General features: G+C 62.0%; 11 protein-coding genes. 8 read left to right on the top strand and 3 right to left on the bottom strand.

The features are described 5' to 3' along the window. Positions 1-104 precede the first annotated feature (104 nt). Positions 105-605 carry a hypothetical protein gene (locus V6L75_RS18945; protein ID WP_334253041.1) on the top strand — a complete coding sequence of 167 codons (501 nt, stop codon included), beginning with the start codon at positions 105-107 and terminating at the stop codon, positions 603-605. 382 nt (positions 606-987) lie between these two features. Next, positions 988-3,081 (top strand): sensor domain-containing protein, encoded by a 2,094-nt coding sequence (locus V6L75_RS18940; RefSeq protein WP_334253040.1) that lies wholly within the window; start codon positions 988-990, stop codon positions 3,079-3,081. A gap of 33 nt (positions 3,082-3,114) precedes the next feature. Here the strand turns inward: V6L75_RS18940 and V6L75_RS18935 are convergent, their stop codons facing one another. The 3 genes from V6L75_RS18935 to recA all read right to left on the bottom strand — a co-directional run bounded on the left by V6L75_RS18935 (position 3,115) and on the right by recA (position 8,631). Continuing rightward, entirely contained in the window at positions 3,115-4,323 is a 1,209-nt protein-coding gene (locus V6L75_RS18935) for a GGDEF domain-containing protein (RefSeq protein WP_334253039.1), read from the bottom strand. A gap of 282 nt (positions 4,324-4,605) precedes the next feature. Then, entirely contained in the window at positions 4,606-7,263 is a 2,658-nt protein-coding gene (alaS, locus tag V6L75_RS18930; protein WP_334253038.1) for an alanine--tRNA ligase, read from the bottom strand. A 297-nt stretch (positions 7,264-7,560) separates the two neighbouring features. Further along, on the bottom strand, positions 7,561-8,631 hold the full coding sequence (gene recA / locus V6L75_RS18925) for a recombinase RecA (protein WP_334253037.1): 1,071 nt from the start codon (positions 8,629-8,631) through the stop codon (positions 7,561-7,563). 319 nt (positions 8,632-8,950) lie between these two features. Between recA and V6L75_RS18920 the strand changes: the two genes are divergently transcribed. The 6 genes from V6L75_RS18920 to V6L75_RS18895 all read left to right on the top strand — a co-directional run bounded on the left by V6L75_RS18920 (position 8,951) and on the right by V6L75_RS18895 (position 15,580). Beyond that, complete coding sequence (locus tag V6L75_RS18920) at positions 8,951-9,889, top strand: PfkB family carbohydrate kinase (protein WP_334253036.1); 939 nt, start codon at positions 8,951-8,953, stop codon at positions 9,887-9,889. A 134-nt stretch (positions 9,890-10,023) separates the two neighbouring features. After that, a complete protein-coding gene (locus tag V6L75_RS18915) occupies positions 10,024-10,968 on the top strand; it encodes a pseudouridine-5'-phosphate glycosidase (RefSeq protein WP_334253035.1) in 945 nt (314 codons plus the stop codon). Positions 10,969-11,143: 175 nt separating this feature from the next. Then, the gene (locus V6L75_RS18910; protein WP_334253034.1) at positions 11,144-12,316 is read left to right on the top strand and encodes a cell surface protein; all 1,173 of its coding nucleotides are present in this window, start codon (positions 11,144-11,146) and stop codon (positions 12,314-12,316) included. Positions 12,317-12,392: 76 nt separating this feature from the next. Beyond that, a complete protein-coding gene (locus V6L75_RS18905; RefSeq protein WP_334253033.1) occupies positions 12,393-13,331 on the top strand; it encodes a DUF6384 family protein in 939 nt (312 codons plus the stop codon). A 22-nt stretch (positions 13,332-13,353) separates the two neighbouring features. Then, a complete protein-coding gene (locus V6L75_RS18900; protein WP_334253032.1) occupies positions 13,354-14,787 on the top strand; it encodes a coiled-coil domain-containing protein in 1,434 nt (477 codons plus the stop codon). 265 nt (positions 14,788-15,052) lie between these two features. Then, a complete protein-coding gene (locus V6L75_RS18895) occupies positions 15,053-15,580 on the top strand; it encodes a hypothetical protein (RefSeq protein ID WP_334253031.1) in 528 nt (175 codons plus the stop codon). The last annotated feature ends 27 nt before the right edge of the window (positions 15,581-15,607 follow it).

Raw genomic sequence — 15,607 nt, 5'->3', positions numbered from 1 at the left:
GCCCCCAGGAACACTGGAAATTTCCATGCCGATCGGGCACGGATAATGCGGGCTCTGCCAGAGTGACAGGGTCATGTACTCCGTTTGCAGAGAGTTCTTTTTCGATGCGATCCTTTCAGAGCCCCGGCGCGAAGCTGCGGCACCTTCTGGCAGCCACCCTGTTTCAGGCTGTCCTGCCCCTTTCCCTCGCCACCGGCACCATTCTTCCCACAATGATGACGGCTCCCGCGATGGCCGAAAAGGCCTATGAGCCCGAACGCGGCAGCGATGAGCGCAAGGCCATTCTCGATTCTGCCCGCCCGATCATGGAAGTGCGCGTTGGCGCACCGGTCGAGTTCTCCGTCCGTCATATGCGTGTTGCCGATGGCTGGGCTTTCGCCATCCTCGACCCTCAGCGCCCCGGCGGGAAGGAGATCGACCTCAGCAAGACACTGATTGCCGGGGAAATGGAATACGCCGACGGCCCCGGGCTTTTCGTCCTGCAGCGGGAAGTGGACGGCGACTGGTACGTGGTCGACTTCGCCATCGGGCCGACGGATGTCTACTGGCTGGGACAGCCGCTCTACGACCAGCTGCCGAACGGACTCCTGCCCGTCATCAACTGAGGGGCGGCGCAAAACGCCGGAACCTCTTCCTGCCGGAGCACATGAGGCTCCGGCAGGAAGAGTAAAATCCGGTGCGAGCTGGCCCTTACAGAATATTCCAGCTCCATGTAACTTCTATCAGTTGCAGCTCTGGCCAGTCTTAATACGCGGCCTCCAAAGAGAGCCATAAATCACCGGATACAGACTGGCAGACACCGGCCCAGAACAAGCCGGCAAACAGACACATCGATATGGCTTTACTCGGCCTGGCTTCAGGCAATCAAAGTAAGTAGCTCATTTTTCTGACCTTTCATGAAATAGCAATTCATCCGTTTAACGAAACGTTTTCAAAGCGCACGCATGCTGATCCCGGCACCTCACAAAGGCGGCACGAGAGCAAGACATGCAGGTGATGGATCCCGGTACAGCAGATATAGACCTCTGCCAGCTTCTTGAAGGCTTGCCGTACGGCGCGTGGATCCTGAATGCCAAGGGGGCATATGTCTTCCAGAACAGCGTAGATATTGCCACTTATGGCGATCTGACCGGCAAGCAGGCCGTGGAAACCTGGGTACCTGAAGATCAGGCAGACGATTGGCGCCAGTATCATGAGCGCGCCCTCAAGGGAGAGCGCATCCGCTACAGCCGCTACGTAACGACGCGGGATGGAAAGCAGTATATCGAGACCGTTCTCGTTCCACTGCTGAAAGAGGGAAAGGTGACCGGGGCAGTCGGGCTTGCGGTCAACAACACCCCCTGGATGACAGCCCAGAACGAAGCCGACCAGGCCCGGGCGCTGCTTGATGACGTGCTGGAAGCTATTCCTGATGCGCTTGCCGCCTATAACAGCGAAGACCGCCTCATCCTCTTCAACGCAGCCTACAAGGACCTTTACAGCCATTCGGCACCAGCTATCAGGCTTGGAGAGAAATTCGAGGCCATCCTGCGCTACGGGCTGGAGGCCGGACAATATCTGGATGCCGGGACGACGCCTGAAGAGAAGGAAAAGTGGCTGCGCACACGCCTTGCCAATCACCGCAACCCGCCCGGCAAGGCCCTGATCCAGAAGCTGCCGAACGGGCGCTGGCTGCACGTGCGCGAACGCAAGTCTGCCTCCGGCAACATTGTCGGCGTCAGGACCGATGTCACCGCCCTGAAGGCCGCAGAAGTGGCTGTACGCCAGACTGCCGAGACGGATTCCCTCACAGGCATTGCCAATCGCAGCGTCCTCATCGCCGCCCTTCAGCGGACGCTCAAGGGCTTCCGGTCGTCAGACCGGATGGGCGCTCTGATTCTGATTGACGTTGACCACTTCAAGTCCATCAACGACACGCTTGGCCATGATGCCGGAGATCAGGTGCTCAAGACGGTTGCCAAGCGCCTGCGCCAGACCCTTCGCACTGAGGATACCGTTGCCCGGCTTGGCGGAGACGAATTCGCGGTACTCGTCACCGGCTTCGAGCGCGAAGAGGCTTGCGAGGTGGTCGCCAACGCGCTGCACAAGGCTCTGACAAAGGAGATGCCAGCCGGAAACCGGATACTCCGGCCCGGTATCTCGATGGGCATTGCGCTTTTCCCGCGTGATGGCACCACCGTTGACGAGCTGTTCAAGAACGCCGACAGCGCCCTCTACAAGACAAAGGAGAACGGACGCAACGGCTGGACCTTGTTCGATGAGCAACTCGGGCGCAGGCTGCACCGTGTCGCCGAGGTCAAGACTGCCCTTGCCGAGGCTCTTCTGGCCGGGAACATCTCCGTCGCCCTGCAGCCCATCGTCAACATTTCCACCGGCCGGCACCACGGCTTTGAAAGCCTTGCCCGCTGGAACTGGCAAGGGGAAGACATGCCGCCCTTCGAGTTTGTCGCCATTGCGGAAGACGCCGGAATGGGGCTGGCACTCGGGCAGGAGCTTTTTGAGAAGAGCTGCCAGAGCTTTGCTGCCCTCGAACACGGCGGTCTTTGCGCCGGCACGCTGTCAGTCAACCTGGGTCTCGCCCAACTGAAATGCGACAACCTGCCCGCCATGCTGCACGAGAGCCTTGTCCGCCACGGCCTGACCCCGGACAGGCTTGTGCTCGAGATCACTGAAACCGTGCTGATCGACCGCTCCGCATACCAGATCGGCAAAACCCTTGAGAGCCTGCATGACCTGGGATTTCAGCTGTCGCTCGATGACTTCGGCACCGGCTTTGCCTCACTGACACATCTGCGCCAGTTTCCGGTCACCGGCGTAAAGATCGACCGGTCTTTCATCACACGCGTCACGACCTCTCATCAGGATGCCGTGATTGTGGAAACCATGATCAATCTGGCAAAAGGCCTCGGGATCAGCATTGTCGCGGAAGGTGTCGAGGATGAGCGGCAGCTGGCCTTCCTGAAAGGCGCGGGCTGCACTTATGCGCAGGGCTATTTCCTGGCTCCGCCCCTGCGGGACGCCGCCAGCCAGCGCGCCTGGCTCGGAGGCTGGCCGGCAAAAGTGAAAGCTGCTCAGGATTGACCAGCGCCCCCGCCTAAACAGGACGCCTTGAGTTCAGGCGAGATGGCGTTCTCCGGTGCCATTCTCTGCGCTTTCCCCCGCACTGGTTTCATGCACCAGACGGATCTGAGGGAGACGGCGGAAGCAATTCCGGCCCGACCGTTTGGCAAGATAAAGCGCCCGGTCAGCCTCGGCAAACAGCTGTTCATAAGAAGCATTGGAGCCAGAGGTATCGGCCACACCGGTGCTGATCGTCACCGGAATGACCTTTCCGGCATGTTCCATCTGCAACACGGCAGCGGCACGGCAAAGCTGGGCTGCCAGCAGATCCAGATGCGGCCCTGTCAGACCGGGCAGGAAAACACCGAATTCTTCTCCACCGATGCGGGCAGCGAACAGCCGCTCTCCGGCAAGCTGCTCCAGCATGGCCGCGAAACTCTTCAGCACAGCATCGCCGCACTGGTGGCCATGGCGGTCATTGATCTGCTTGAAATGATCGATGTCAGCAATGAGCAGCGTGCCGCCTGCCCCCGTTGCCAGCGATTGCTCGACCTGCCGCAGGAAGGCTCGCCGGTTTGGCAGTCCCGTCAGCTCATCCGTATCCGCGAGATGACGCATGGCCTTGGCCATGCGCTCGTTCGACAGGACGATACCCAAGAACACAGCTGCGACAGTGTGCATCAACGACAGAAAAACAAGCACGAACAGCCAGTCGGATCTGGGAATGAAGCCATCGAACCGGACAGGGAAGAGAAAAGGCAGCGGCAAGGCCCCAAGATGAACGATGGAGAGGCTGGTATAGACCGCGGCAGCCGCGCGCGCCGAAGGCAGACCCTCTTCACGAATACTCCGCCGCAGTTCTGACGCCGTCAGGAGATAAAAGAGACCGGCGATTGCCAGAGCGTAGACCATGCGCCAGAGCGCGGCCAGATCCTGACTTTCATCAAGGAAATGGCTGAGCGGAACAACACCGAGGGCAGCCATGACAGGCAGCAGATAAGGCACGTGCCGGCCGAAAAAGGCCCGCATGCCGAGCCAGACAAAACCCAGTGCAACGACGATGAGGCCAAAGCCAACGTTATCGCTTACGCCCAAAGGCACTGCCCCCCGCAAGGCGATGCAGGTACTGCCAGCCGATGCCAGCAGGAAAACAGCAAACCAGAGGCGCAGATATGTGGTGCCAGGATAGCGCACGACAGCTGCAGCCAGCGTCAGCATGAACACCGCATAGACGCCGGAAAGACCAAGCAGTATCGCAGGCACTGAAAAAAGCAGCTCCAAGGGCACCTCCAGAAACGCGACCCGGCACTTCCAACTCGCAATGAACTGATCTCATAAGGCGTTGGCCAAGCCCGGGCGGCGCCTGAACAAACTCAAGGCGTGATGCGTCAGCATCTGGAGCCTTATAAAAGCCCAGCCACGCTACAGGTAAAAAATCAATTATTTCAAAACAAATGGCACCGACAGTCCGGCATCGGCCTCTCAGGAGGCACTTTGCCGCACTGCCGGATTCCAAATCACCCCGGCACTGTAACTGGCCGGACGTCAGCCTGCGATGGCAGCCTCGATTGCCGCCAGAGCGTCGGCAGCCTTGCTTCCGTCCGGGCCACCCGCCTGCGCCATGTCCGGACGGCCGCCACCGCCCTTGCCGCCAAGGGCTTCGGAGGCGATGCGCACCAGATCCACCGCACTGAACCGCGAGGTCAGGTCTTCGCTGACACCAACCACTGCGCTGCCCTTGCCGTCTTCGGAAACCGAGATCAGCGCAACGATGCCGGAGCCGAGTGCGGTGCGGCTTTCGTCGACCATGCCTTTCAGGTCCTTGGCCGGAATGCCATCCAGCGCACGGCCGAGGAACTTGACGCCGTTGATCTCGCGCGGCTGGTCTGCACCACCGGAGGCGCCCCCGCCCATGGCGAGCTTCTTGCGCGCTTCGGAGAGTTCCTTTTCCATGCGCTTGCGCTCGTCCAGCAGCTGGGCAACGCGGGCCGTGATCTCGCCCGCGCCCACCTTCAGGATGGACGCGATCTCGCGGACGCGGGTGTCCTGCTCGTCGAGATAGGCACGGGCAGCTTCGCCGGTCAGCGCTTCCAGACGGCGCACGCCGGCGGCAACTGCACCTTCCGAGACGAGGCGCACGAGGCCGATGTCGCCGGTGCGCTTCACATGCGTGCCGCCGCAAAGCTCAACCGAATAGGTCTTGCCAGCCTTCTGCCCATGCAGCGCCGTGCCCATGGAAACCACACGCACTTCTTCGCCATATTTTTCGCCAAAGAGCGCCGTTGCACCGCTTTCGATCGCCTCGTCCACCGCCATCAGGCGCGTGTCGACCGGCGCATTCTGCAGGATGATCTCATTGGCGATTGCCTCGACCTGCTTCAGCTCCGCATCGTCAATCGGCTTGGGATGGGAGAAGTCGAAGCGCAGGCGGTCTGGCGTGACCAGAGAGCCCTTCTGCGCCACATGCGAGCCCAGCACTTCACGCAGGGCTTCATGCAGGAGGTGAGTGGCCGAGTGGTTGGAGCGGATATTGCTGCGGCGGGCATGATCCACCATCAGCTCAACACCAAGACCAACAGTCACCGTGCCCTCTTCCACCGTCACCGCATGAATGAAGAGCCCATCGGCCTTCTTCTGGGTCTCGGTAACCTTCAGACGCACGCCAGCAGCCTTCATGACGCCCGTGTCGCCCACCTGACCGCCGGACTCGCCATAGAACGGTGTCTGGTTGAGGATGACGAAACCCGTCTGGCCGGCCGTCAGCTTGTCCGTTTCCTTGCCATCGGCAACCAGCGCCAGAACGGCGCCTTCCGCCTGCTCGGTCTCGTAGCCGAGGAATTCAGTGGCGCCGCACTTTTCCTTGAGCGCGAACCAGACCGTATCCGTGGCGCTTTCGCCGGAGCCGGCCCATGCCGCGCGGGCCTCAGCCTTCTGGCGCTCCATGGCGGCGGAGAAACCGTCCGTATCCACGGTGATGCCACGGGCGCGCAGGGCGTCCTGCGTCAGGTCCAGCGGGAAGCCATAGGTGTCGTAGAGCTTGAAGGCAGTCTCGCCGTCCAGCTCGCCGCCCTTGCTGAGGTCAGCGGTTGCCGTGTCGAGAAGGCCAAGGCCGCGCTCCAACGTCTTGCGGAAACGGGTTTCCTCAAGACGGAGTGTTTCGGTGATGAGAGCCTCGGCACGCACCAGCTCCGGATAGGCGCGGCCCATCTCGCGGATCAGCGCAGGCACCAGCTTCCACATCAGCGGCTCGCGCGCGCCAAGCAGATGCGCATGGCGCATGCCGCGGCGCATGATGCGGCGCAGGACATAGCCACGCCCTTCGTTCGACGGCAGAACGCCATCGGCAATCAGGAAGCAGGAGGAACGCAGGTGGTCGGCGATGACGCGATGGCTCGAACGGGCTGCCCCATCCGCCTCAACGCCCGTCGCATTGACGGAAGCCGAAATCAGGGCTCGGAACAGGTCGATGTCATAGTTGTCATGCACGCCCTGCAGCACGGCAGCCACACGCTCCAGCCCCATGCCGGTGTCGATCGACGGACGCGGCAGGTTGAAGCGGCCTTCCGGAGTCTGCTCGTATTGCATGAACACGAGATTCCAGATCTCGATGAAGCGGTCGCCGTCTTCTTCGGCAGAACCCGGAGGGCCGCCCCAGATATGGTCGCCGTGATCGTAGAAGATTTCCGAGCAGGGACCGCAAGGACCGGTGTCGCCCATGGTCCAGAAGTTGTCGGAGGTCGGGATGCGGATGATCTTGCTGTCGGAAAGACCGGCAACCTTCTTCCAAAGCCCGTGAGCCTCGTCATCTTCCGAATAAACGGTGACGATGAGGCGCTCCTTCGGCAGGCCGTATTCCTTGGTGATCAGGTTCCAGGCCAGCTCGATGGCCCGCTCCTTGAAATAGTCACCGAAGGAGAAGTTGCCCAGCATCTCGAAAAAGGTGTGATGGCGGGCGGTATAGCCCACATTGTCGAGATCATTATGCTTGCCGCCAGCACGCACCACCTTCTGAGCCGTTACGGCGCGGTCGTAATCGCGCTTCTCCAGGCCGGTGAACACGTTCTTGAACTGGTTCATGCCCGCGTTGGTGAACATGAGCGTCGGGTCGTTGCGCGGCACCAGGGGGCTCGATTCCACGACCTGGTGGCCATTCTTGGCAAAATATTCCAGAAACGCTGATCTGATCTCGTTTACGCCGCTCATCTAGGTCTCGCTCTCGATCCATCGGCAGCGCGGGATATCTCCGGCGGGGACACTCTCCTGCACCCTTGACCCGGCCTTTTCCGCGCAAGCAATTCAATGCCTTTTATCTTTCACCCTTCGGCCTGTCCAGAAGCGAGGCTGCTGCTGCGTCTGCATTTGGCACTTGCCGGCAGAAGCAGAAAGCCGGCACGGGCGGACAGCATCCCTCCAGACAGCAGAAGACCCGCGAAATGCGGGTCTTCAAAGCCTTCCGGCACAAGGTATATTTTATCCGCCGCCTGTGGCGGCAAAAGAATATCAGTCCTCGGCGTCTTCGTCGCCGCTTTCACCGGTTGTGATGGCTTCAGCCAGCAGACCGGCGTTCTGGCGGATGGCCAGTTCGATCTCGTCGGCAATGGCCGGATTGTCGCGCAGGAACTGCTTGGCGTTCTCACGCCCCTGGCCGAGGCGCTGGCTGTTGTAGGAGAACCAGGCACCGGACTTCTCGACGATGTTCGCCTTGACACCCAGGTCCACCAGCTCACCAGACTTGGACACGCCTTCACCGTAGATGATGTCGAATTCGACCTGACGGAACGGAGGCGCCAGCTTGTTCTTCACCACCTTGACGCGGGTCTGGTTGCCGACAACCTCTTCCCTGTCCTTGATGGAGCCGATGCGGCGGATGTCGAGGCGGATGGAGGCATAGAACTTCAGCGCGTTGCCGCCCGTCGTGGTTTCAGGCGAGCCGAACATGACGCCGATCTTCATGCGGATCTGGTTGATGAAGATCACCATGCAGTTCGACTTGGAGATGGAGGCCGTGAGCTTGCGCAGCGCCTGGCTCATCAGGCGCGCCTGCATGCCCGGCAGGCTGTCGCCCATCTCGCCTTCCAGTTCCGCCTTCGGCGTCAGGGCAGCAACGGAGTCCACCACCAGAATGTCGATGGCACCGGAGCGCACCAGCGTGTCGGCAATCTCCAGCGCCTGTTCACCGGCATCGGGCTGCGAGATCAGCAGGTCGTCCAGATTGACGCCCAGCTTGCGGGCATAGATCGGATCCAGCGCATGTTCCGCATCCACGAAGGCGCAGATGCCGCCGGACTTCTGAGCCTCGGCAATGGTATGCAGCGCGAGCGTCGTCTTGCCCGAGGATTCCGGGCCGTAGATCTCAACGATACGGCCCTTCGGCAATCCGCCGATGCCCAGCGCAATATCAAGGCCGAGGGAGCCGGTAGAGACCGTCTGGACCTCAACCACCTGCCCTTGCCCCATGCGCATGATGGAGCCCTTACCGAAGGCCCGTTCGATCTGTGAGAGCGCTGCATCCAGCGCTTTGGTCTTGTCCATCTGGCTGCTCTCTACAAGGCGAAGTGAACTCTGAGACATCTGCGAGGCTCCTTATTCCACGATGGACCCGCCGTTTCAAACTGAGCTTTTGTACCCTCTTTGTTCCAATTTGCCAAGATCTTTTACAATATTGTTTTTTATCGTTTTTCGTCAATGAGTTCCGTGTATGTTCACGCCTTTCTCAGCCTTCCGCAAGCCGTTCTTTTCACGTAGCTTCGCAAGCAGGCTGGCAGGTTTGCAGAATCGCTGGCATATGGTTTCCGCCCTGCACAGCAGCAGCGGCAGCCCTGTGGAACGGCCGGGCGGACGCCGGCACCGCCTCATTCCACCGGAGCGGGCCTTACAAGGAGATACGGCAATGAACGGAACAGTCCAGAAAGCGGCCCCGGCGGCCTGCTTCGGCGCCATTCATCTTGACCTGATCGCCCATGCGAAAGAGCCCATCCAGCGCGAAACCTCCACCCCGTCCACCATGCGGGGCATGCCCGGCGGCGTTGCCACCAACGTGGCGCGCGGCCTTGCGAAGCTCGGCGTGCCGGTGGCACTGAACGGCGCCTTGGGCGATGACGGTGACGGCGCGGCGCTGCGCAGCATTCTGGGGCGCGAGGGCCTCAACCTCTTTGGCGTGCGAACCCTGCCTTTGCCAACCGGCCGTTACGTGGCCCTGCATGATCCGGATGGCTCACTGGCTGCAGCCGTGGTTGACACGGATATCACCGACAGCCTTAATGCCACGCTCGCACGTGATCTCTCGCCTGCAGCACGCGCGGCTGGCCTCTGGTTCATCGAGGCAAACCTGCCCCAGGCCGTGCTCGAAGCGTTGGCTCAAGCCTCTGGTGACAGACTGCTGGTGGCCGATGCGGTGTCGAATGCCAAGGCGGCACGGCTTCGCCCCGTCCTGCCCCGGCTCGATATTCTCTTCGTCAACCGTGGCGAGGCCGCACGCCTCACGGGCCTTGATCCTGACGCCCCGCAGGAAGAACTCGGCTCCGCCCTGCATGCCTTTGGCAGCAAGTCCGTGGTGATCACTGCAGGTGCAAAGCCGCTCTTCTGGTCAAAAGGCGGGACAAGAGGCTTCCTAACGCCGCCTCCAGCCATGGTCCATGACGTGACCGGCGCGGGCGACGCACTGATGGCCGGAACGCTCGCGGGCATCGCCCGCGGCCTGCCGCTACCCGAAAGCCTCGAGAAGGGCCTTGCAGCAGCCGCCATGACGCTTGCCGTCACCGGCGCAGTGGCGGCAGGGCTGAGCTGGGCGGCGCTTGACGCACAGCCGTCAGCCTCTGCCCCACGTTGAACCTCCGGCACCCGCAGGTCTATAAGAACACCAACCGGTACGCACGCCCCTTGGGCGTGATCGAAGCCACCCCCTTTCAGCGCCGAGCCGCCCTCCAATGGTCCGGCACCGGCCGCAAGCCTTGAGGAAAGAACATGCCGACCTCCACCCCGCTGCCCGCAAGCCTTGCGGATCTTCTCGTCTATTCCGCCGAGGTTCAGGCCGCCCGCGCTGCCGGCAAGCCCATTGTGGCGCTGGAATCGACCATCATCACCCACGGCATGCCCTTCCCGCAGAATGTGGAGACGGCACGTCAGGTGGAAGCCGACATCCGTGCGGCGGGTGCCGTTCCGGCAACGATTGCCGTGCTCGACGGGCGCATCCGCATCGGCCTTGATGCCGCAGACCTTGACCGGCTGGGGCAGGAAAAGAACGTGATGAAGTGCTCGCGCGCCGATCTGGCCATTGCGGTGGCGACAGGCCGTCCGGGTTCCACCACGGTGGCGGCAACCATGATGGCGGCGGAAGCTGCCGGAATCAGCGTCTTTGCCACGGGCGGCATCGGCGGCGTGCACAAGGGGGCTGAAACCAGCTTCGATATCTCTGCCGATCTGGACGAGCTTTCCCGCACGCCGGTCTGCGTTGTCTGCGCCGGGGCCAAGGCCCTGCTCGATATCCCGAAGACGCTGGAAGTGCTGGAAACGCGCGGCGTGCCGGTTGTCGCTTATGGTACGGACGAAGTGCCCGCCTTCTGGTCGCGCGAGAGCGGCCTGCCAGCGCCCTACCGGATGGATAGCGCGGAGGATATCGCCCGTCTGATCAAGGCGCGTCAGCTGTTCGGCGGCCACGGCGGCGTACTCATCGCCAATCCGGTACCGGCAGACAGCGAGATCAGCCGCGGCGAGATGGGCCAGTATATTGACGCGGCCATTGCCGAGGCTGCCCGGCGCGACGTGCGGGGCAAGGCCGTCACACCCTTCGTGCTGGGCCATATCTTCGAACTGACAAAGGGCCGCAGCCTCGTCACCAATATCGCGCTGGTGCGCAACAATGCCCGCCTTGCAGCCGCCATTGCCGTGGCTCTCGCGGCTGCAAAGTAACTATACGTAACATGACCCCTGCCCGCCCTGTCGCCTTCATGTGACAGGGCGGGCGGATTATCATGACCCCGCAGGTCTTTGCGTTGACTTGCTGTCATCAGCCTGACCTATTTGGTTGCAACAAGCAGAAGGCCTGCCGGATCCTCCGGCGGGGCACAGATGCAGGAGGAAGACGATGACCGAGGCACAGAGCAAGAGCCCGCTGCAGTATCTCGACCGGGCCGTCGGCGCCCTCAGGGATCTGGGCCTTATGCCCGAAACGCAGGCCGATGCGCCGATCAACGCCCTGCTGGAGCAGATTTCCGATCTGTCTCCGGACAAGATTGCCGTCATCACCCGCACGCTCGGCCAGGCGTCCACCTTCAACGAAATCGTCCGTACCCAGATTGCTGCCATGACCATTGGTGAGCGCTATGAAGCGGTCACGGACGCCTTCAATTCGATCCGCGACGACGCCAAGGCCATGGTGGACCAGCTGGCCGATGGCAAGATTTCCTTCATGGAAGGTCTGTCCAACCGGTGGCGCGACATGCGCCGCGGCACCATTTCCGACCGCTTCGACGATATCCGCAAGACGTATCTGGAGGTCGCGAAGGACACGAAGGAGCAGATCCAGCGCGAACAGACCATCCTCAATGCCTACCGCGACTATCGCGGCGCGCTGAAGCAGGCAGAGGTTCTTGCACTGGAAGTGCTCAACACCGCCACCGCAAAGCTGAATGCCGCCAAGGCGTCGCTTGAGGCTGCATCGGCGGAAGTCACGGCCTTCAGCGGCGAGGACCTCGCTGCGAAGGCAAGGCTGGAGCTCACCCGCGACGAGCGCATGCGCGAGATGCAGGACGAGGAAAAGCGCTATCAGGTCGCCAAGGATCTCTCTGACAATCTGACTATCGGCTACAACACGTCCGAAGTGATCATGGCGCGTCTGATGCAGACGACCAACGCCAAGGAACGGGTCTATGCCCAGTCGGTCAGCTTCTTCTCCACCAATGAGTCAGTTCTGACGGCCCTCAACGCGTCGTTCACCGGCCTGCAGGGCCTGCATGAATCGACCGAAACGCTGAATGCCATGAAGGACGGCGTCAACAAGAGCCTCGAGACGCTGGCCGAAATCGGCGATGCCGTGCAGGAGGCTGCGCTGAAGGCCGGTTACGGTCCCACGGTACAGGCAGCGTCGGTCAAGAAGCTGGTGGACAGCGTGGTCAACTTCCAGGTCAATTCGCGCGCGATCATCAACGAGATGCGCGAGATGTCGACGAAAAACTCCGAAGAAATCCGCCTCGCCGTTGAAGATGGCAAGCGCCGCCTGGCAAAGCTTGCTGCCGGTGAGGCCCTGATCAAGGGCTGAGCCCATCCGGCCGGCTTGACACGCCGGCCGGCGCACACGACTTGATGAACCAGCCCCAGCGGGCCGGAGGATTGGAATGGCCGCAACGCAGAAGGCCGCAGGTCAGCCGCTCGACGAGCTGATGATGGCGATGGATGTGGTCGACACATTGCGCCATGACGAGGCGCTTGTTCAGCGCGAGCTGAGCGGAACTGACCGTGATGCGCAGCTGATCGCCCGCCTGCGGGACATTTATGCCTCGCAGGGCATTGATGTGCCCGATCACATTCTGAAGCAGGGTGTTGCGAGCCTCAAGGAAAACCGTTTCGTCTATGCCCCGCCAAAGGCCGGGCTGCAACGGTTTCTGGCCCTGCTCTACATCCGGCGCATGAGCTATGCCCGTGTGGCAGCGTTCGTTTTGACAGCACTCGTGGTTTCCCTGACCGCCTGGCATTTCCTCGTCACTGCCCCGCGTGAGAGAGCCGCTGAGGCTCTCCAGGCCGAGCTGGGTCAGACTTTACCGGAGGAGATCACACGGCTGACCGCTGCCATCAATGCAGCGGCTCTGGATGATGCGGTCAAGGTGCAGGCCGCTGGGCTTGCCGCAGATGGAGAGCGGGCTCTGGCACGCGGCGATGCCGCCGACGCACGGCGGGTGCGCGACCAGCTGGCCGCACTGGACAGCGAGCTGGCAACAGCATTCACCGTTCGCATTGTCTCGCGCCCTGATGTCCCGACCGGCGTGACGCGCATTCCCGATGTGAACCAGTCGGCCGAGAACACCTATCTGGTGGTGGAGGCAATCGGCAGCGATGGCAAGCCGCTGCCCCGGCGTGTCGTCTCGGAGGAGGACGGCAAGGAAAAGACGGTGATGATCTGGGCGCAGCGCGTTCCTGTCAGCGTTTTCAATGCGGTACGCGACGACAAGGCGAAAGATGGCATCGTGCAGGATGCAGAATTGGGCGTAAAGCTGCGCGGCAAGCTCGGCATCGAGTGGAGCAAGCCGGTGGAACAGGGAGCCATCACTGAATGGTGACACCGGAACGGGGGCTTGAGCCATGCTGAGCGGACGCCAGACACTCTCTGCCATCGAACAGGCACTTGCGGATCTGCGCCGCGAGGAGACTGAACTCGCCCATCGTATAGAACGGGCAACGCGGTCCATCGCGGCCCTTTCGGAGAAAATGAGCGAAGGCTTCCGGGACCTTGCAAGGTTCCGCATGGCAACGGAGGACGCCGAGAACCTTGGTGCCGATCTCGAAGGAGCAGCACGCACAGCACGCCAGCTGCTGGAGCGCCGCAATGCCGATCTGGCACTCCTGGCCGAAGAGGTCCGCCTCAAGGAAAGCCAGCGGGCAGAACATATGCGCGAACGGGACAAGCTCTCAGGTGCCCGGGCTGCCATTCTTGAGCAGATCGATGCTCTGGAAGGCTCTCTTGTCCAAGCCCTTGCGGCAGATGAAACCCACAAGGCACTGAAGGCTGCGGCAGAACAGGCCGCCCGCACTGCCACCGCCGCGTCGGAAAAAGCCCTCCAGGCGGAAGCGGACCGGGAGGAAAAGGGTAAGGCCTACGAAAACGACCCGCTGTTCATGTATCTATGGCAGCGCGGCTTCGGCACCACGGGCTACAGCCACTCAGGCCTTGTGCGGTCGCTCGACCGCTGGGTGGCCAGCCTCGTCCGGTTTGATACGGCACGGCCGAACTATGCCATGCTGACCGAGATCCCGCCGCGCCTGACGGCTCATGCGGCCCGCTGCAATGAGCTGGCAGATGAAGCGGCGGACGCGGTTGCTGCGTCGGAACGCAAGACGCTCGCACGGCTCGCCGGCAGGGATCTCGAGGAGGAAGCCATCGGGTTGCAGGACGCTCTCTTGCAGCTGGACAGCCAGCTTGAGGCACAGGAGGCGGAACTGTCCGCCCTTCAGGCCAGGCTTCAGACATTTACCGACGGTGAGGACGAAGGCTATCAGGCCGCTGCCGCAGAACTTGCGAAGATCCTGCAGCGGGAGAACCTGCACACGCTTTTGCGCAAGGCGATCGATACCCCCTCTCGCGAAGATGATACCATCGTACGCGAGCTGCAGGATTGCGAGGCGCAGATCGAGGATCTGACCCGAGAGATCCGCCAGGACAAGGAATTGCAGCGCGACATTTCCCGCCGCCGTGAGGAACTGACCAAGGTGACCCAGCAGTTCCGCCAGAACGGCTATGACGATTACGGTTCCTCGTTCAAGGACGACAACCTGACCACAATCCTGCTGGGCGAGCTCGTCAAGGGCGCCATCAGCGGCGCAGATTACTGGACCCGCGCCCGCAAGTCACATGTGCGCCAGAATACCGGCAGCCGCAGCAGCAGCTCGTTTGGCGGCGGCTTTTCCGGTCAGGGGCTTGGCGGCGGCAGCTCGCGCGGAAGCGGCGGCTTCCGCACCGGCTCATCCGGAAGCGTCATGGGCAAGGGCGGCGGCTTCCGCACCGGGAAGACATTCTGATACCGCAGGCTCGGGGATAGGCGTGCGTTACACCTTGAAAGGCTCAGGCGCTGCGGGGCCCTGACCGGTTCCCGGCCCGCCGGGCCCGCCGGGCCCGCCGGGAGGCGGTCTGAGACAAAAAGACATCAAGCGGCAAATTTCCGCGTGGATTGTGACGTAGCCAGCTTTCAAAGCCTCCTTTCCGATCTATGAGTGACGGAACCAGATGTGTTCTGACTTTGTTAACCGGACTGGTGGCCTGTTTAAGGCTAGCCGGAGCCTGAACATGATTACCTTGAGGATCGCAGCCATGCGCCAGATGATCATCGTCCCTGCCCTCGCCGCAGCACTTGCGGCCTGCCAGTCGAGCGGCCCGCAGCCCATGCAGTCCAGCCTGCCACCGCAGCCGCAGCTCACTGTGCCTCAGGGTGCACAGTCCCTCTCTATTGCCGGCAGCCCGGAGCAGGTGCGCATGGCCCTGATCGCCAGCGCCACCGAGCGTGGCACGCCCGTTGTGCAGGATGAAGCCAACATGGTGGTGATCGAGCGCAAGATGACGGAAGCCAACCCGGCACTCGACGCCGAATTCGGCCCCTCCGACAACGGTGACCGCCTCATCCGCGTGCGCGTGCGCTTCACTGGCGAGGCTTGCCGCACACTGGCGGTTCAGGACATCGCCATCGTCAACAATGCCCGCACAGCACTTGCCCAGAGCTTCGTTCTGCCCGGCAACCCGAACACCATGCAGAGCCTTCAAGGCCTGAAGACCCGCGTCGAGCGGACCTCCGGCTGCCCTGCCCTGCCCGTCAGCTGAAGACGAACCACCGCAGCTCTCTGGCTT

Source organism: Pannonibacter anstelovis (assembly GCF_036881715.1).
Classification (GTDB): Bacteria; Pseudomonadota; Alphaproteobacteria; order Rhizobiales; family Stappiaceae; genus Pannonibacter; species Pannonibacter anstelovis.
Note: the sequence above shows the minus strand (reverse complement) of the source record. Positions and strands in the feature narration are given on the sequence as shown.